We start from the raw sequence: 16681 nt of genomic DNA on the forward strand, positions 1-16681 counted from the left end.
CCGAACTGTGTCACGGGATGCCCGGCCGCCGGGTGCCGGAGGTCGGGCCAGCCGGGATGCGTTGCCCGTGATGAATGCGATGATTGACTACGTGCAGTCTCCGTCGAGCGCGCCGCGGGCCGAAGCCCTCGTCGATCTCGCCGCCGTCCGCCACAACATCGCGGTGCTCCGTGCTGCGGCCCCTCGGGCCGAGCTGATGGCGGTGGTCAAGGCCGACGGTTACGGGCACGGCGCGGTGCCGGTCGCGGAGGCGGCGCTGGTGGCGGGGGCGTCCTGGCTGGGCGTGTGCACCCTCGAGGAGGCCGCCGAGCTGCGGGGCGCCGGGATCACCGCGCCCCTGCTGTCGTGGCTGCACCTGCCGGACGACGACTTCACCGAGGCCGTCGCCACCGACGTCGATCTCTCGGTCGCGTCGAGGGCGCACCTCGCTGCCGTCACGGCGGGTGCCCGGCGCGCCGGCCGGCCTGCGCGGGTGCACCTGAAGACCGACACGGGGCTCTCCCGGGGTGGGGCGCAACCCGCCGCGTGGGACGCGCTGCTCGACGACGTCGAGAAGGCGGCCGCCGACGGGCACGTGGAGGTCGTGGCGGTCTGGTCGCACCTGGCCAACGCCGACGTCCCGGACCACCCGAGCCTCGAGGTGCAGGCGGCCCGGCTCACGGCGGCGTGGGAGGCGGCCTGCGCGCGCGGGTTCACCCCGATCCGCCACCTGGCCAACGCCGCGGCGACGCTCACCCGGCCCGATCTGCACTTCGACCTCGTCAGGCCGGGGATCGCGGTCTACGGGCTCGACCCGTTGGGTCGCAGGCCCGCCGGGACCCCCCTGAGGCCTGCGATGACGCTGCGCGGCCGGGTGGCGCTGGTCAAGCGCGTGCCGGCCGGCGAGGGCGTGTCGTACGGGCACGAGTGGACCACTCCCTGCGAGACCACCCTTGCTCTCGTTCCCGTCGGGTACGCCGACGGGGTGCCGCGCCTGCTGGGGGGTCGGCTGCGGGTGCTGCTCGGTGGCGCACTGCGGCCGGTCGTCGGCCGGGTGAGCATGGATCAGGTCGTGGTCGACTGCGAGGACGGCACGGACGTCCGGGAAGGTGACACAGCGGTGTTCTTCGGCCCCGGTGATCATGGTGAGCCGACCGCCCAGGACTGGGCGGACGAGCTCGGCACCATCCACTACGAGATCGTGACGGGCGTGCACAGCAGACGCGTGACCCGTTCGTACACCGGGATCGCAGAGTGAGACGAGGACAGATCTGGGGAGCTGTGGCCGGAGCGGCGGGTGCGGCGGTCACCGGCGTCGCCGTCGGCGTGGCCGCCCGGAAGCACTCACGGGTCGCGTCGGAGCGCAGGCGCCTCGCCACGCAGCTGTCGGAGAAGCCACCGCAGCTGGCCGGGGTGCCGGAGAGCGAGCCGTCGTCGGTCACCGCCGATGACGGGGTGCGCATCTCTGCAGAGGAGATCGAGGCGCGGGACGGGAACCCGGCGCTCACGGTGGTGCTCGTGCACGGCTTCGCGCTGGACCGGCGCACGTGGCACTTCCAGCGCCAGTCGCTGCCTGCGCTGTCCGACCCGTCGATCCGCGTGGTCCTCTACGACCAGCGCAGCCACGGCCGTTCCGAGCGCGCCCCGCAGGAGAGCTGCACCATCGAGCAGCTCGGCCACGACCTCGACGCGGTCATCAGGGCGCTGGCCCCCGAGGGTCCGCTCGTGCTCGTCGGCCACTCGATGGGTGGCATGACGATCATGGCGCTCGCCGAGCAGAACCCGGAGCTGTTCGCCGAGCGGGTGGCCGGTGTCGCGTTCGTGTCGACGTCGGCGGGTGAGGTGGCCAGCGGCGGCCTGCCCGGCACGCTGCTCTCCCGGCACAACCCGCTCACCCGCACCGTCGGCCTGCTCGCGCGGCTGCAGCCCACGCTCGTGGAGACCGCGCGGCGCGCACTCGGTGACGTGATCTGGTCGCTCACCCGCAAGTTCGCCTACGGCCAACACAACGTCGCCCCGTGGCTCGTCGACCTCGTCGACACGATGATCGGCGCCAACGCCGTCGACGCACTCATCGACTTCGCCGACACCGTCAACAGCCACAACCGGGTGGCCGCGCTGCCCGCGCTCGCCCACTGCGAGGTGCTCGTCGCCGCGGGCACCGCCGACCGCGTGATCCCGGTCACGCACAGCGACGTCATCGCGGCAGAGCTGCCGGACGCCCGGCTGGTGCACTTCGACGGGGTCGGGCACCTGCCCATGCTGGAACGGCCGGCCGAGATGGACGAGGCGCTCGTCGACCTCATCCGGCGCAGCGCCGACCGGGTCCGCCCGCGCCGCTTCCGGTGGCGTGCATGACCGCCGGGCTGGAGCTGGACGTCGAGTTGGTGCTGCCCGAACCGGCCGACACGGAGGCGCTCGGCGAGCGGCTCGCCGCCGAGCTCGGGCCGGGCGACCTCGTCGTGCTGTCCGGGCCGCTGGGCGCGGGCAAGACGGTGCTGGTGCGCGGCATCGCCCGCGGGCTCGGGGTGGCCGGGCCGGTCACCTCGCCGACGTTCGTGATCGCGCGCGAGCACCGGCCGCTCCCCGGCGGGCGCGGCGTGCCGCTCGTGCACGTCGACGCCTACCGCCTCGGCGGCGCCGCCGAGCTCGACGACCTCGACCTCGACACCGACCTGTCCGAGGCCGTCGTCGTGGTCGAGTGGGGCGAGGGCGTGGCGGAGCGGCTGGCGTCCCGGCACCTGCTCGTGCGGCTGCAACGCCGGCCCGACGACGTGCGCACGGCCACCGTGTCCCGGGTGGAGGACGCGTGATCAAGGCCGTCATCTTCGACTGGGGCGGCACGCTCACCCCCTGGAAACGGATCGACAACCTCGAGGGCTGGCGCCTGCTCGCCGAGGTGCTGCACGACGGTGACGCCGAGCGCGCTGCGGCCCTCGCGGACGCACTGCTGGCCGCGGAGGACGCGCGCTGGGCCGCCGCCCGCGAGGAGCACCTGGCGTTCACCCTCGAGCAGGTGCTGGCCGACGCCGCGCACCACCATCCGGCCGACGTCCCGGCCCAGGTGCGCGAGTCGGCGCTGGCCCTGCACCGCGAGTTCTGGCTCGGGCAGATGCCGACCGACCCGGAGGCCGGGCCCGTGCTGCGCATCCTGCGGGAGCGCGGCCTGAAGCTCGGCGTGCTGTCGTCCACCTCGTGGCCGCGGGAGTGGCACGAGGACCGGTTCCGCTCCGACGGGGTACTGGACCTGTTCGACGCCTGCGTCTGGTCGAGCGACCTGGAGTGGACCAAACCACACCCCGAGGCGTTCCGGGCCGCCATGGACGCGGTGGGCGTCGACGATCCGCGGGCGTGCGTCTACGTGGGCGACCGGCCCTACGACGACATCAGCGGCGCCAAGGCCGTGGGCATGCGGGCGGTCTTCGTGCCGCACTCGGACATCCCGGCCGTGCAGCAGGTTCCGGTGGACGTGCATCCGGACGCCGTGCTGCACCGGCTCACGGACCTGCCGGAGCTCATCGCCAACTGGTAGCCGGCCAACAGCGGCGATCAAGGGCTGATGGCCGCCGCCGGCCCACCAGCGACCCTCTCCCCTTGATCGCCGAGCGCTACCCGGGAGGCTCCTCGCGGTGACCGAGTCGGAATCCGCAATGCCTGCTGCGATGGATTCGCTGCCCGGCAAGCACATGGCTGCAGGAGTGCTGTTCCGGGACCGGGCGGATCGGGTGTTGCTCGTCGAGCCGTCCTACAAGCCGGACTGGGAGATTCCCGGCGGTGTGGTGGAGGTCGAAGAGTCCCCATGGGCGGCGGCGAGCCGCGAGTTGGCCGAGGAGCTGGGCTGGGACGGGCCGGTGGGCCGGCTGCTGGTGGTCGACCACGTGCGTCCAGAGGGCCCGCGTCCCGAGGGCATGAGGTTCGTCTTCGACGGTGGGGTGCTCGAAGAGGCCGACCTGGTGGGAACGGTGTTCCCGGACGGGGAGATCCGCTCAGCGGGGTTCCACACGGTGGCTGAGGCCAGGGGCAAGGTCAAGCCAGTGCTGGCCGACCGCATCGCGGCGGCGCTGGAGGCGGTGGAGCTGGGCGTGACCGTTCTGTGCGAACAGGGACGGCGCATCGCCTGAGGGACTATTCGTCCTCCACGGCTGCGAGCGGGTCGTGGAGGTCACGCCGGGTTGGTCGACGGACCCGAGTCGACCGCCGCATCCGCCCCGCTCGTAGGCTCAGGAGTGTGCTGGTCCTGGCCCTCGACACCGCCACGCCCGCCGTCACCGCTGGTGTCGTCGAGCTGACCGATGACGCTGTCCTCCTGCGTGCCGCCCGCGTCGAGCATGACGCGCGCAAGCACGCCGAGCTGCTCATGCCCGCCGTGCAGGCGGTGTGCGGCGATGCAGGCATGCCGTTGCGTGCGATCGACGCGGTCGTCGTCGGCGCGGGGCCGGGGCCGTTCACGGGGCTGCGGGTCGGGATGGTGACCGCCGCGGCCCTCGGCGACGCTCTCGGCGTACCGGTGCACGGCGTGTGCTCGCTCGACGCCATCGCTGTCGACGCGGCGGGGGAGGGCCTGCTGCTCGTCGTCACCGACGCGCGGCGCCGCGAGGTCTACTGGGCCGCCTACGACGAGTCCGGGGAGCGGGTCGACGGGCCGCACGTCCAGGCGCCGGCCGCAGTGGCCGAGCGGGCGCGCGAGCTGGGGGCGGTGGCCGCGGCAGGAGGGTCGGCGGCGCTGGTCGGGCTGCCGGCGCGGCCACCGGAGTCGCCGTCGCCCACGGGGCTCGTCGCGGTGGCGGCGCCCATCCTGCGTGCGGGTGCGGCGCCGGACCCGCTCGTGCCGCTCTACCTGCGCCGCCCCGACGCCGTGGAGCCCGGCACCCGCAAGCGGGTGAGCGCCTGATGCCAGCCACCGTGCAGATCGACGTGCTGCGCGAGTCGGACGCGGCGCGCTGCGCCGAGCTGGAGCGGCTGCTCTTCCCGGGCGACGACCCGTGGAGCGAGCGGGCGTTCCGCGACGAGCTGCAGGCGGGCCACCCGTACCTGGCCGCTCGGGACGGCGAGCTGCTCGTCGGATACGCGGGGCTCGGCTTCGTCGCCGGGCCGCCGCAGGCCGAGGCGGAGATCCACACGATCGGCGTCGACCCCGCCCACCAGCGCCGCGGCATCGGCCGCGCGCTGTTGCGCGGGCTGCTCACGGTGGCCGACGAGCTGGGCGCCACCGTGTTCCTCGAGGTCCGCACCGACAACGAGGCCGCGCAGGCGCTCTACGAGGCCGAGGGGTTCACGGTGGTGGGGCTGCGCAAGCGTTACTACCGACCCAGCGGCGCGGACGCGTACACGATGCGGCGGGAGCGCAGATCATGATCGTCCTGGGGATCGAGACCTCGTGCGACGAGACGGGCGTCGGCGTGGTGCGCCTCGACGATGCGGGCGGGGTGGAGCTGCTCGCCAACGAGGTGGCCTCCTCGGTCGACGAGCACGCCCGGTTCGGCGGTGTCGTGCCCGAGGTGGCGTCGCGCGCTCACCTGCAGGCCATGGTGCCCGCCGTGCACCGCGCGCTCGACACCGCGGGCGTCACCGGCCAGGACGTCGAGGCGGTCGCGGTCACCGCCGGCCCAGGGCTCACCGGCGCCCTGCTCGTCGGGGTCGCGGCGGCCAAGGCCTACGCGGCCGCCTGGGACGTGCCGCTGTACGGGGTGAACCACCTCGCCGCGCACGTCGCCGTCGACACGCTGCAGCACGGTCCGCTGCCGCCGTGCCTCGCGCTGCTCGTCTCCGGCGGGCACTCGAGCCTCCTCGACGTGCCCGACCTCGCCGGCCCCGTCACCCCGCTCGGCGCCACGATCGACGACGCGGCGGGCGAGGCGTTCGACAAGGTCGCGCGCCTGCTCGGGCTGCCGTTCCCCGGCGGTCCGCACATCGACCGGGTGGCCCGTGACGGCGACCCGGCGGCGATCGCGTTCCCCCGCGGCCTCACCGGTCCGCGTGACGCCCCGTTCGACTTCTCGTTCTCCGGGCTCAAGACCGCGGTCGCGCGCCACGTCGAGGCGTTGGAGCGGGTCGGCACGCCGGTGCCCGTGGCGGACGTCGCCGCGAGCTTCCAGGAGGCCGTGGTCGACGTGCTCACGGCGAAGGCCGTGCGTGCGGCCCGGGAGCGCGGGATGGACACCCTGCTGCTCGGCGGCGGGGTGGCGGCCAACTCGCGGCTGCGCGCGCTGGCGCAGGAGCGCTGCGACGCCGCGGGCATCGGGTTGCGCGTGCCGCGGCCCGCGCTGTGCACCGACAACGGGGCGATGGTCGCGGCGCTCGGCGCGCACCTGCTGGCCGCCGGTGCCGCGGCGAGCCCACCGGACCTGCCGGCCGACTCCTCTCTCCCGGTCACCGAGGTGCTGGTCGGCTGAGCGCGGGCAAGCGCCGACCGGGCCATCACACCGGTTTCGCGCGCGTTGCACCTGCCGTGATTCGCTACAACCCCGGGACTCCGACAAGGGTGAGGAACGCGGTTGCCGCGGGCGTGCGGCCGGCACGGCTCCAGATGACGTACTCGACGCGGGCCGGCGCGTCGGATACCTCGATCGTGGTCACGCCCGTGAGCTGAGGCGCGTATGCGGCGGGGAGTACGGCGACGCCGAGGCCATGCCCGACCAACCGAGCTATGAGGTAGGCCGTCGTCACTTCGAAGGCGACGTCGCGGCTGAGACCAGCGGCTGCGAACGCCTGGTCGGATTGGGCACGTCCGGCTGTGTTGGCCGGCAGGTCCACGAACACCTCGGAGGAAAGCCTCCGCAGGTCGACCACTGGTTCTTCGGCGAGCGGGTGGTCTGGCGCGACCACGGCGACGTATCGGTCACGGGCGAGTTCCCGGGCGTCGACACCCCGGGGCCACGCCGCGGTCGGCAGCCCGCAGAAGGCCACGTCGATGGCCCCCTGCTCGACCCGCTCGATGAGTTCCTCGCTCGGGCTGACGCGCAGGCTGATGCGCACTTGCGGGTACCGCTGGCGGAAGTCGCGCAGCGCGCCCGGGATATCGACCGCAGCGGCGGTGGAGATCAGGCCCACGGCGAGCCGTCCGCGCACCTCACCGACTGCGGCGGCGACCTCGGCGGCAGCGCGCTCGGCGGCCTCCAGGCACTGGCGTGCGGTGGGGAGGAACGCCGCGCCTGCCGGAGTCAGCCGCACCCGACGGCTTGTGCGGTCGAACAGTCTCGCTCCCAGTTCGCGTTCCAGGCGCGCGATCTGGTGGCTGAGGGCGGACTGGACGACCAGACATCGCTCGGCGGCCCGGGTGAAGCTGTTCGTCTCGGCGACGGCGACGACGTAGCGCATCTGCTGGAGCTCCACCGATCCATCTTGTATCGAGATCGATGTCATGAACAGCATGCGTTGGACTCATTGATCGTGCCCGGCGAGACTCCTGTGGAGCTCGTGCTGGGCGAGCTGCAACGGCTCCTCGACAGGGCCGACACGGAACTGGAAGAGGGAATGGACGATGCGATCGCTGAAGGGCTTCGGCGCGGCTCTCACCGCACTCGCTATGGCCCTCCCCATGGGCGGGTGCGCCGGCGGACAATCGGAGCTGCCGGCCGAAACCCTTCCGACATCGATCTCGCTGCCCGCCGGTTTCCGGCCCGAAGGCATCGCCATCGGGCCTGGCCCGTTCGCCTTCATCGGCTCCATGGCCGACGGCTCGATCTACCGCGCCGACCTGCGCACCGGACGTGGCGAGATCTTCAGCCGGGGGCCGGGCACACCGTCCCTCGGTTTGAAGACGGATACGCAGGGACGGCTGTTCGTAGCGGGTGGTACGGGCGGTGACGCGCGCGTGGTCGACACCCGCACCGGCGAGGTGCTGGCCTCCTACCGGCTGGCCACCGGACCATCGTTCGTGAACGACCTCACATTCACCCAGGGCGCTGCGTGGTTCACCGACTCCACCGCCCCGGTGCTCTACAAGCTGCCGCTGCGTGACCGAGAGCTCCCCGTCGCCGCGGAGCGGATCCCGCTCACCGGGGATCTCGTGTACGGCGACGGCTTCAACGCCAACGGCATCACGCCGACCCCGGACGGCCAGGGCCTGCTCGTGGTGCAGTCGAACACCGGTGCACTGTTCCGCGTCGACTTCTCCGGCGCGACCCGCCGGGTGGACCTGCACGGCGAGTCGTTGCCGGAAGGTGACGGGATGCTGCTGCACGGCCGGACGTTGCTGGTGGTGCAGAACCGGCTCAACGTCGTGGCCGTCCTGCGGCTGAACGAGGCGGGAACCGAGGGCCGCGTCGAGCGGCGGGTCGGCGATCCGCAGTTCGACGTGCCGGCCACCATGGCCACTTTCGAGTCACGGCTGTACCTCCCCAATGCTCGCTTCACCACGACGCAGACCCCGGACACGCCGTACAACGCCGTCGCCATCCCCCTCCCCGCTCCGCTTTCCTGATCAAAGCTGCGCGCCGTCGGGTGTTCAGATGCTGGTCGGGCCATGACGGTCTTCGGTCAGGATGCGGCCGTAGTCGTCGGCGGCCGCCCACGGGTTGACCGCGCCGTGGCGGGAGCCGACCGCGAGATCACGCCAGAACCGCCCCAGTGGGTTCCCCGCGGCGAACACGCTGGAGCCGTGCAGGTCGAGGAGCTTCTCCACCGCGAGGCGGCAGTCCTGTACCGCGGCCATGAGCTGCAACCCGCGCGTGGGCGAACTCGGCGGGCGAGAAGGAATGGCCGCGCTCGGCGGCGTCCAGCACGTCGGCCCACGCCCAGGGTGCGTTGCTCGGCGGTGTGGACGAGCTGGGTGGCCTCGGCGAACAAGTGCCGTGCCGACGGCGACTCGACCCGGCGCCGGTACGGGTTGCCGAACACGGGCGCGACGCCGTCGACCAGCGCGACGTACCGCCGGCCCAGCGCCCACTCGCGGTGTTCGACGCGCTCGCGGAGCGGTTCGCGTGGGCCGACTTCCGGGGCTGCGCCTTCATCAACACGATCGTGGAGGCCGCGGATCCGGGGAGTCCCGCGCACGCAGTGGCCGACGAGCACAAGCGTCGGCTCACCGCCTACCTGGGCGACCTGCTGACCGCCGCGGGCCACGCCGACCCGCAGGCGATGGCTCCACGCCTGACGCTGCTCGTCGACGGTGCCATCGTCACGGCATTCCGCGAGCGCTCGCCGGCCGCGGCACAGGTGGCCAGGGGCATCGCCGAGGTCCTGCTCGCCGCCTAGCCCGCTCGGCCGCGGACTCGTGCGCGATGGGCCCGCACCCGCGCGCGCACACCGCAGCGTTCCGGGGCGCACCATCGCCTGCGGCCACCGGGGTCGAGGAAGGCCATCCGGCAGTCGTCCGCGGCGCAGGCGTGCAGGTGCTGCGCCTCCGGGCCGCCCAGGTGCTCGAGCGCCTGCCGGGCCACGCGGGCGAGCGCGGCTGCCGGGGTGGGCGGTGGTGCGGGTGCGGGGCGCCCGTTCCGTTCGACCGCGCGGAGCGGGGCGTCCGCGTCGAGCCAGCGTTGGAGCGCCTGCAGTGGCTCGGCGGGGACCGGGGCCTCGTCCAGCACGGCGAGCGCGAGGGGGCGCAGCGTCTCGCGGAGCGCACGGGCGCTCGCGACGTCGCGGTCGGTCGGGGTGCGTCCGGCGGTCAGCCCGTGGTGGGCGAGCCAGCGCTGCATGACCGGTGGCCCGGTGAGGCGCTCGACCGGATGGGTGCCGTACGCGTTCCCGACGCTGGCCAGCAGGTCCAGCCATGCGGCGCCGGCGTCGAGGCGCAGGACGGGCGAAGCGGGCACCGCCCCACTGTAACGGGTTGACACGTTACGGCGCCGCCGGTCAACCTGTAACGGGTCGGACCGTTACATGGAGGTGGGCGTGGACCGGGTGCTGGGGCCGCTGTTCGTCCTGCTGTGGAGCTCCGGCTTCCTGGCGGGCGTGTTCGCGACGCGGGACGTGCCGGGTCTGTCGCTCGCAACCGTGCGGCTGATGCTGGCCGGCGGCCTGCTGGTCGCGGTCGCGGTGGCCACCGGCGCCCGATGGCCGCGCGGTCGGAGGGAGTGGCGCGACCTGGTCGTCACGGGCGTGTTGATCCAGGCGGTGCAGTACGGCGCGACCAGCTGTGCGCTTGCGTTCGGCGTCTCGGCCGGCCTCGCCGCGCTGGTGCTCTGCCTGAGCCCGGTGGTGGTCGCCGCACTCGGTGGGCCGGTACTCGGGGAACGGCTCGGCCCGCTCGGGTGGCTCGGATCTGCTGTCGCGGTGGCCGGGGCGCTCGTCGCAGGCCTCGACCACCTCGACGACGGCGGCAGTATCGCGGGGCTCGCCCTGCTCGGCCTCGGGCTCGCGGGATTCGCAGGGGGGACACTCCACCAGAAGCGGGTGGGCGACAGGATGGATCTGCGCACGGGCTCCGCCGTGCAGGTGCTGGTCGGTGCGGCCGTGCTGGCGCCGCTCGCCCTCCTGGTGGACGGTGGCGTCGTCCTGCCGCACACCGCGACCGGTGCCGGCGCGCTCGCCTGGCTCACGGTCGTCAACTCGGGCGCGGCCGTCCTGCTGCTCTTCGCACTGCTGCGCCGGGGCACGGCGGCCTCGGTCAGCGGGCTGCTCTACCTCGTGCCGCCGGTCACCGCCGTGCTCGCCGTGCCCGTCCTCGGGCAGCCGCTCGAGCCGCGGACGCTGGCCGGCCTGGCGGTCACGCTGACGGGGGTGGTGCTGGTGCAGCGCGCGTCACGAGAGCGTCAGCGAGGTGGCCTTGCTGCAACACGGCAGTAGAGCCACCTCGCTGATGTCGCTCGACGCCTACGCCGACACGTGCGAGAGCAGCCTCAGCTCGTCGTCCGTCAGCTGCAGGTCCAGCATCGGCAGGAGGGCGGCCAGCTGCTCGGGGTTCCGGGCGCTCGCGATCGGCGCGGTGACGGTCGGCTGCTCGGCGAGCCAGGCGAGGGCCACGGCGGCCACCGGAGCCCCGTGGCCCGCCGCGATCTCGTCCAGCACCGCGAGCACCGCGCGCCCGCGGTCGTCGAGGTAGGCGAGCGCCCCCTCGGAGCGCTCGCTGTCGACCTGGGTGTCCGGCCGGTACTTGCCCGTGAGGAAGCCCTTCGCGAGCGCGTAGTACGGCATGCAGGCCAGGCCCTCGCTCTCGACGAGCGGGGCGAGCGCGTTCTCGTACTCCTCGCGCTCCATCAGGTTGTAGTGCGGTTGCAGCGCGACGTAGGAGGCGAGCCCGTCGCGCGCGGAGATCTCCAGGGCCGAGCGCAGCCGTTCGGCCGTGAAGTTGGACGCCCCGATCGCACGCACCTTCCCGGCGCGCACCAGCGCGTCGAAGGCGTCGGCGGTCTCCTCCTGCGCGGTGTCCGGGTCGTCGCGGTGGGCGTAGTAGAGGTCGATGTAATCGGTGCGCAGCCGCCGGAGCGAGTCGTCCACGGCCTCGGCGATGTTCTTCGCGGAGAGCCCCTTGCGCTCCGGCCACGAGCCCACCTTCGTGGCGACGACGACGGCGTCGCGGTTGCCGCGGGACGCCATCCACTCCCCGATGATCGCTTCGGACTCGCCACCGGAGTTGCCCGGTGCGCGCCAGAAGTAGGAGTCGGCGGTGTCGACGAAGTTGCCGCCCGCGGCGGCGTACGCGTCGAGCACGGCGAAGGACGTGTCCCGGTCCGCCGTCCAACCGAACACGTTGCCGCCCAGGCAGAGCCGGCTCACCTCGAGGTCGCTCGAGCCGATCTTCAGCATGCCCCCAAGCCTACGGACGGGGTGACATGCGGCGGGCGCCGGTTCACCCACCCCCACCCTCGATCGGCACCACCGTGAGACCGGCCTCCGACGTGACGAAGAGGGTGCTGCCGCACCGCGCGTGCGATACCGAAGTCGATGAGGCGGGGCCCGTCCGCGCTCAGCAGGACGTTGGACGGTTTGAGATCGCGGTGCACCACACCGGCGGCGTGCAGGTGCGCCAGTGCCTGGGCGAGCCGGCTCGCGAGGACCGTCGCGGCGCCCTCGGGGAGGGGCCGGAAGCCGCCACGGCGGCCGCGAGGTCGGATCCCGCGACGTACTCGGTGGCGAGCCACGGCTGCGGGGCGTGCGGGTCGGCGGCGACGACGGCCGCGGTCCACGGGGAGTTGACGCTCCTGGCGGTCGTGATCTCGCGGGCGAAGCGGTTGCGGAACTCGGGGTCGGCGGCGTGGCCGGGACGCACGACCTTGACCGCCGCCTGCCGGCCGCCGATGTCGCGCCCGAGGTACACCTGGCCCATCCCGCCCGCGCCGAGCCTCACGACGAGCCGGAAGGGCCCGATGCGGGTCGGTCGTCGGGTTGCAGCTCGTCCATCCGTGCCCCCAGCACAGACGACGGTCGGGGCTCCCGGACGTCCCGGCCCCCTGTCGGTCCCCACTGGCGGGCGGTGGGGCCTCCCCCGTGATTCACCCGGAAGTGTGCACGTCGGGCGCCCGGACGGCCCCATCGGGGGCCGCGAACCGCCGGGCCCGACCGGCGTTGAACCGTTGGCACTCTCATGGGTAGAGTGCCAACGGAACGGCCCGGACGTTCCGGCACCCGCGACGACGGGGCGCCCGCGCGCTGTCCACCAGAACCCATTCAGCGAGTGCACGCACCCCAGGAAGGGGAGGTCATCAAGTGGCGAACATCAAGCCGCTCGAGGACAAGATCGTCGTCCAGGCCAGCGAGGCCGAGACCACCACCGCGTCCGGCATCGTCATCCCGGACACCGCCAAGGAGAAGCCGCAGGAGGGCAAGGTCCTCGCGGTCGGCCCCGGGCGCATCGACGACAACGGCAACCGCGTCCCGCTCGACGTGAACGTCGGCGATGTCGTCATCTACTCGAAGTACGGCGGCACCGAGGTCAAGTACAACGGCGAGGAGTACCTCATCCTCTCCGCCCGCGACGTGCTCGCGGTCGTCAACTGACGCAGTCTCCGTAGCACCGCCGCCCCGGTGGTCCCTCGACCGAGCGGGCCGCCGGGGCGGCGTCGTATTTCCGGCTGAACAAGAGAGGCAGGCATGCCGAAGCAGATCAGCTTCGACGAGACGGCGCGCCGGGCGCTGGAGCGCGGGGTGAACCAGCTGGCCGACGCGGTCAAGGTCACCCTCGGCCCGCGTGGGCGCCACGTCGTGCTGGACAAGAAGTTCGGTGGGCCGACCGTCACCAACGACGGCGTCACCATCGCCCGCGAGATCGACCTGGACGACCCGTTCGAGAACCTGGGCGCCCAGCTCGCGAAGTCCGTCGCCACCAAGACGAACGACGTCGCGGGTGACGGCACCACCACCGCCACCGTCCTCGCCCAGGCGATGGTCGCCGCAGGCCTGCGCAACGTGGCGGCCGGCGCCAACCCCACCGCGCTCGGCAAGGGCATCTCGGCCGCCGCCGAGAAGGTGGCCGAGGTGCTCAAGGAGAAGGCCATCCCCGTCGAGGGGAAGGCCATCGCGCAGGTCGGCACCATCGCCTCCCGCGAGGAGGAGATCGGCGCGCTGATCAGCGAGGCGCTCGAGAAGGTCGGCACCGACGGCGTCATCACCGTCGAGGAGGGCTCCACGCTCGCCACCGAGCTGGAGATCACCGAGGGCCTGCAGTTCGACAAGGGCTACCTCTCGCCGTACTTCGTCACCGACGCCGAGTCGATGGAGGCAGTGCTCGAGGACGCCTACGTCCTCCTGCACCAGGAGAAGATCAGCGCGATCGCCGACCTGCTCCCGCTTCTGGAGAAGGTGCTCGGTGAGGGCAAGCCGCTGCTGATCGTGGCCGAGGACGTCGAGGGCGAGGCCCTGTCCACCCTCGTCGTCAACTCGATCCGCAAGACCGTCAAGGTCGCCGCGGTCAAGTCGCCGTTCTTCGGTGACCGCCGCAAGGCGTTCATGGACGACCTCGCGACCGCCACCGGCGGCACGGTTATCAAGCCCGAGGTCGGCCTCAAGCTCTCCGAGGCCGGGCTGGACCTGCTCGGCCGGGTTCGGCGCGTCGTGGTCACCAAGGACAACACCACCCTCGTCGAGGGCGCGGGGTCCAAGGAGGCCATCGAGGGGCGCATCGCGCAGCTGCGCCGCGAGATCGACGAGACCGACTCCGACTGGGACCGCGAGAAGCTGCAGGAGCGGCTCGCGAAGCTCGCGGGCGGCGTCGCCGTCATCAAGGCCGGTGCCGCCACCGAGACGGCCCTCAAGGAGCGCAAGCACCGCATCGAGGACGCCGTGTCGGCGACTCGGGCAGCGGTCGAGGAGGGCATCGTCCCCGGCGGCGGGTCCGCGCTGGTGCAGGCCGCCAAGGCTCTCGACGGCGGCCTCGGCCTCAGCGGTGACGAGGCCACCGGTGTCGCCGTCGTGCGCAAGGCGCTCACCGCGCCGCTGTTCTGGATCGCCGCCAACGGTGGCCAGGAGGGCGCCGTCGTCGTCGGCAAGGTCGCGGAGCAGGAGTGGGGCCAGGGCTTCAACGCCGCCACCCTCACCTACGGCGACCTCATGGCCGACGGCGTGATCGACCCGGTCAAGGTCACCCGGTCCGCCGTGGTGAACGCCGCGTCGATCGCCCGGATGGTGCTCACCACCGAGAGCTCGGTCGTCGACAAGCCGGAGCCGCCGGCGCCCGCCGCGGGCGGCCACGGCCACGGCCACGGTCACGGCCACTGAGCGGTCACGGTCACTGAGCGATCAGTGAGCAGTCCCCGACGAACGGCCCTCTCGTCCGACGAGAGGGCCGTTCGTCGGTATAGGGCCGGGTTGCCCGCGACCCGTTGCGGCGTCGACGATGGGGTGGTGGCCCATACCGCGGACGCGCCGGGTCTCACCGTGGCCGCGACGGCGCGTCGGCTCGGGGTGGCCCCCGGCACGCTGCGCACCTGGGATCGCCGCTACGGGATCGGGCCCAGCGACCACGCGCCCGGCCGGCACCGCCGCTACTCGACGGCCGACGTGGCCCGCCTCGAGCTGATGCAGCGCGCGCTCGTGCGCGGGGTGTCCCCCGGCGACGCGGCGCGCTACGCGCTGTCCGTCCAGGAGCCCGAGTGTGCGCCCGTGCGGCCGGAGCCGGACGAGAGCCGCGCGCGGGTCGGCGGCCGGGTGCTGCGGCTGCCGAGTGTGGACGGCCGCGCCCGCGGCCTGGGCCGCGCAGCGCTCGCGCTCGACTCCGTGGCGGTCTCCGGCCTGCTCGCCGAGTCGGTGCGCAGCGACGGGGTCGAGATCACGTGGGACGAGCTCGTGCGGCCGGTGCTCGGGGCGGTCGGCACGCGGTGGGCCGACACCGCCACCGGTGTGGAGGTCGAGCACCTCGTCACCGCCTGCGTGAGCGCCGTCTTCGGGGCGCTGCTCGGCCGGACGGGACCGGCCGCCCACGACACTCGCCCCGTGCTGCTCGCCGCGATGCCGGGGGAGCAGCACGCCCTGCCGATCCTCGCGCTGGCGGCCGCGCTGCACGCACACGGCGTCGTCCCCCGCTACCTGGGCGCGGACCTGCCGGCCGACGCCCTCGCGGCAGCGGCGCGGCGCACGGCCCCGGTCGCCGTGGTGCTCTGGTCGCTGATGCCGGGCACCGCCGACCCGTGCATGCTCTCGGCAATGCCCCGCACCCGCCCCCGCTACCGCACGTTCGCCGCCGGCCCCGGATGGGCCGACGCCGCGCTCCCGCGGCGCACCGGCCGGCTGACGTCGCTGCGCGCCGCCGTCACGGCGATCAGCGACGCGGTCCTGGTGTGAGCCCGCCCGCAGGCATCCGCGCCGCCGCCTTCGGCGCCCACCCCGGCGCCGCCGTCCGCGTGCGACCGGGCATGTCGGGCGCGGACCGCTGGCTGGTGGCGGTGACCCTCGGCGGGCAGGGCCGGTACGCGGCGGCCGCCGCCGTCCTCGACGACCTGCTGACCGCACCCGGGGTGCCACCCGCGGTGGCGGCGCACGCCGCCGTCACGCTCGCGGCCCATCGCCGGCAGCTCGGCGGGCACGCCGTGGCGCGCCGCCTCGACGCCGTGGGGCTGCGGCTCGCGGCCGCGGCGCCCCCGGGCCCGCCCGACCCCGACGGGGCCGACGCGTCCGCCGCGCGCATCGACGCGCTGACCGGGCTGGCCGCCGACGCGGTCGGGACGGGTGCGGTGGGACCGGCGCAGCGGCTTCTCGATACCGCGGCTGCCGCCGCGGAGCGTCGTCCCTCGTGGCGGCCCGCCGTGCGGCTCGGCTGGGTGCGCGCGGAGCTGGCGCTCCTGCGCAGCGACGCCGCCGCGGCAGTCGCCCCTGCCCGGACCGCGCTCGAGCTCGCGGAGGAGAGCGGATCGGTGCGGCACGTGCTGAAGTCGCGGATCGTCCACGCCGTCGCGCGGGGCGTCGCGGGCGGTGACCCCGGCGAGGTGCTCGCCGAGCTCGACTCGGCCGCCGACGACGCCGGCCGGGCCGGGTTGCTGTCCCTCGTCTGGCCCGCGAGGTACGCCGCCGCGGACGTGATCGAAAACGCCCCGAACGGAGTCTGGACAGCAAACGAGTCGGCCGCCCGAACGGCGCAGCGGTCGGTGAACGGGCGGACGAGCGGCGCGCCACGCCGACGACACGCCGGGACCGCCACGGTGAGCGTCATCCTGGGCCGATGTGACCCCGTTGGGAGGCGCCTGATGAGGGAGGCGCTGGGCCTACCTGCTCTGCTCCCGGTAACCTGATTAGTCCGTTCGGACCTACGTCACCCACATGACGAGTGCCACTTGGCGCAACACTCCCGAATGGAGGGCACAAACCGGCCCTGATCGTGTCAAGGTGAGCCGGT

Annotated in this window: 20 protein-coding genes; 15 read left to right on the top strand and 5 right to left on the bottom strand. The window is 73.6% G+C overall.

The features are described 5' to 3' along the window. The first annotated feature begins 79 nt into the window (after positions 1-79). The 8 genes from alr to tsaD all read left to right on the top strand — a co-directional run bounded on the left by alr (position 80) and on the right by tsaD (position 6371). The gene (alr, locus tag FHX44_RS21280) at positions 80-1237 is read left to right on the top strand and encodes an alanine racemase (RefSeq protein ID WP_147257406.1); all 1158 of its coding nucleotides are present in this window, start codon (positions 80-82) and stop codon (positions 1235-1237) included. Beyond that, positions 1234-2337: an alpha/beta fold hydrolase gene (locus tag FHX44_RS21285; RefSeq protein WP_147257407.1), complete on the top strand. Its 1104-nt coding sequence runs from the start codon at positions 1234-1236 to the stop codon at positions 2335-2337. The genes alr and FHX44_RS21285 overlap by 4 nt, the downstream gene beginning before the upstream one ends. Then, entirely contained in the window at positions 2334-2792 is a 459-nt protein-coding gene (gene tsaE, locus FHX44_RS21290) for a tRNA (adenosine(37)-N6)-threonylcarbamoyltransferase complex ATPase subunit type 1 TsaE (protein WP_147257408.1), read from the top strand. The genes FHX44_RS21285 and tsaE overlap by 4 nt, the downstream gene beginning before the upstream one ends. Beyond that, positions 2789-3511, top strand: coding sequence for an HAD family hydrolase (locus FHX44_RS21295; protein ID WP_147257409.1), 723 nt, complete (start codon positions 2789-2791; stop codon positions 3509-3511). The genes tsaE and FHX44_RS21295 overlap by 4 nt, the downstream gene beginning before the upstream one ends. A gap of 97 nt (positions 3512-3608) precedes the next feature. Further along, positions 3609-4100: an NUDIX domain-containing protein gene (locus FHX44_RS21300; protein WP_246170500.1), complete on the top strand. Its 492-nt coding sequence runs from the start codon at positions 3609-3611 to the stop codon at positions 4098-4100. Positions 4101-4207: 107 nt separating this feature from the next. Then, positions 4208-4870: a tRNA (adenosine(37)-N6)-threonylcarbamoyltransferase complex dimerization subunit type 1 TsaB gene (tsaB, locus tag FHX44_RS21305; RefSeq protein WP_147257410.1), complete on the top strand. Its 663-nt coding sequence runs from the start codon at positions 4208-4210 to the stop codon at positions 4868-4870. Continuing rightward, a complete protein-coding gene (gene rimI / locus FHX44_RS21310; RefSeq protein ID WP_147257411.1) occupies positions 4870-5334 on the top strand; it encodes a ribosomal protein S18-alanine N-acetyltransferase in 465 nt (154 codons plus the stop codon). Before tsaB ends, rimI begins: the two co-directional genes overlap by 1 nt. Further along, a complete protein-coding gene (gene tsaD / locus FHX44_RS21315; protein WP_147257412.1) occupies positions 5331-6371 on the top strand; it encodes a tRNA (adenosine(37)-N6)-threonylcarbamoyltransferase complex transferase subunit TsaD in 1041 nt (346 codons plus the stop codon). Before rimI ends, tsaD begins: the two co-directional genes overlap by 4 nt. 64 nt (positions 6372-6435) lie before the next feature. On the opposite strand, the gene FHX44_RS21320 is transcribed toward tsaD, so the two are convergent. Then, positions 6436-7311: a LysR family transcriptional regulator gene (locus FHX44_RS21320; RefSeq protein WP_212612576.1), complete on the bottom strand. Its 876-nt coding sequence runs from the start codon at positions 7309-7311 to the stop codon at positions 6436-6438. A gap of 148 nt (positions 7312-7459) precedes the next feature. On the opposite strand from FHX44_RS21320, the gene FHX44_RS21325 reads away from it, so the two are divergent. After that, positions 7460-8401, top strand: a complete 942-nt coding sequence (locus FHX44_RS21325) for an SMP-30/gluconolactonase/LRE family protein (RefSeq protein ID WP_147257414.1) — start codon at positions 7460-7462, stop codon at positions 8399-8401. A 24-nt stretch (positions 8402-8425) separates the two neighbouring features. Here FHX44_RS21325 and FHX44_RS21330 read toward each other — a convergent pair whose 3' ends face one another. Further along, positions 8426-8632, bottom strand: a complete 207-nt coding sequence (locus FHX44_RS21330) for a hypothetical protein (RefSeq protein ID WP_147257415.1) — start codon at positions 8630-8632, stop codon at positions 8426-8428. A gap of 104 nt (positions 8633-8736) precedes the next feature. On the opposite strand from FHX44_RS21330, the gene FHX44_RS21335 reads away from it, so the two are divergent. After that, positions 8737-9174: a hypothetical protein gene (locus tag FHX44_RS21335; RefSeq protein WP_212612577.1), complete on the top strand. Its 438-nt coding sequence runs from the start codon at positions 8737-8739 to the stop codon at positions 9172-9174. On the opposite strand, the gene FHX44_RS21340 is transcribed toward FHX44_RS21335, so the two are convergent. After that, the gene (locus FHX44_RS21340) at positions 9171-9731 is read right to left on the bottom strand and encodes a CGNR zinc finger domain-containing protein (RefSeq protein ID WP_147257416.1); all 561 of its coding nucleotides are present in this window, start codon (positions 9729-9731) and stop codon (positions 9171-9173) included. The genes FHX44_RS21335 and FHX44_RS21340 overlap by 4 nt on opposite strands. 79 nt (positions 9732-9810) lie before the next feature. Here FHX44_RS21340 and FHX44_RS21345 point away from each other — a divergent pair, with 79 nt between their 5' ends. After that, on the top strand, positions 9811-10704 hold the full coding sequence (locus FHX44_RS21345; protein ID WP_170308977.1) for a DMT family transporter: 894 nt from the start codon (positions 9811-9813) through the stop codon (positions 10702-10704). 27 nt (positions 10705-10731) lie between these two features. Here the strand turns inward: FHX44_RS21345 and FHX44_RS21350 are convergent, their stop codons facing one another. Both FHX44_RS21350 and FHX44_RS44255 read right to left on the bottom strand, forming a co-directional pair. Further along, complete coding sequence (locus tag FHX44_RS21350) at positions 10732-11664, bottom strand: aldo/keto reductase (protein WP_147257418.1); 933 nt, start codon at positions 11662-11664, stop codon at positions 10732-10734. Beyond that, complete coding sequence (locus FHX44_RS44255; protein ID WP_425469145.1) at positions 11658-12044, bottom strand: protein kinase domain-containing protein; 387 nt, start codon at positions 12042-12044, stop codon at positions 11658-11660. Before FHX44_RS44255 ends, FHX44_RS21350 begins: the two co-directional genes overlap by 7 nt. Before the next feature lie 520 nt (positions 12045-12564). On the opposite strand from FHX44_RS44255, the gene groES reads away from it, so the two are divergent. The 4 genes from groES (at position 12565) to FHX44_RS42225 (ending at position 16577) form a co-directional block, all read left to right on the top strand. Continuing rightward, entirely contained in the window at positions 12565-12855 is a 291-nt protein-coding gene (gene groES / locus FHX44_RS21360) for a co-chaperone GroES (protein ID WP_142106560.1), read from the top strand. 93 nt (positions 12856-12948) lie between these two features. Next, positions 12949-14571 carry a chaperonin GroEL gene (gene groL / locus FHX44_RS21365; RefSeq protein ID WP_147257419.1) on the top strand — a complete coding sequence of 541 codons (1623 nt, stop codon included), beginning with the start codon at positions 12949-12951 and terminating at the stop codon, positions 14569-14571. Between the two features lie 126 nt (positions 14572-14697). Continuing rightward, a complete protein-coding gene (locus FHX44_RS21370; protein ID WP_246170501.1) occupies positions 14698-15633 on the top strand; it encodes a MerR family transcriptional regulator in 936 nt (311 codons plus the stop codon). Beyond that, the gene (locus tag FHX44_RS42225; RefSeq protein ID WP_170308978.1) at positions 15630-16577 is read left to right on the top strand and encodes a hypothetical protein; all 948 of its coding nucleotides are present in this window, start codon (positions 15630-15632) and stop codon (positions 16575-16577) included. The genes FHX44_RS21370 and FHX44_RS42225 overlap by 4 nt, the downstream gene beginning before the upstream one ends. Positions 16578-16681: the final 104 nt, after the last annotated feature.

Origin of the sequence: Pseudonocardia hierapolitana (assembly GCF_007994075.1) — a bacterium.
In the GTDB taxonomy this organism is placed as follows: Bacteria; Actinomycetota; Actinomycetes; order Mycobacteriales; family Pseudonocardiaceae; genus Pseudonocardia; species Pseudonocardia hierapolitana.

Excerpts from the sequence above, each read along its gene's own strand:
- groL (WP_147257419.1), top strand. The coding sequence starts at position 12,949 with ATGCCGAAGCAGATCAGCTTCGACGAGACGGCGCGCCGGGCGCTGGAG.
- FHX44_RS21350 (WP_147257418.1), bottom strand. The coding sequence starts at position 11,664 with ATGCTGAAGATCGGCTCGAGCGACCTCGAGGTGAGCCGGCTCTGCCTG.
- alr (WP_147257406.1), top strand. The coding sequence starts at position 80 with ATGATTGACTACGTGCAGTCTCCGTCGAGCGCGCCGCGGGCCGAAGCC.
- FHX44_RS21325 (WP_147257414.1), top strand. The coding sequence starts at position 7,460 with ATGCGATCGCTGAAGGGCTTCGGCGCGGCTCTCACCGCACTCGCTATG.
- FHX44_RS21330 (WP_147257415.1), bottom strand. The coding sequence starts at position 8,632 with ATGGCCGCGGTACAGGACTGCCGCCTCGCGGTGGAGAAGCTCCTCGAC.
- tsaE (WP_147257408.1), top strand. The coding sequence starts at position 2,334 with ATGACCGCCGGGCTGGAGCTGGACGTCGAGTTGGTGCTGCCCGAACCG.
- rimI (WP_147257411.1), top strand. The coding sequence starts at position 4,870 with ATGCCAGCCACCGTGCAGATCGACGTGCTGCGCGAGTCGGACGCGGCG.
- tsaD (WP_147257412.1), top strand. The coding sequence starts at position 5,331 with ATGATCGTCCTGGGGATCGAGACCTCGTGCGACGAGACGGGCGTCGGC.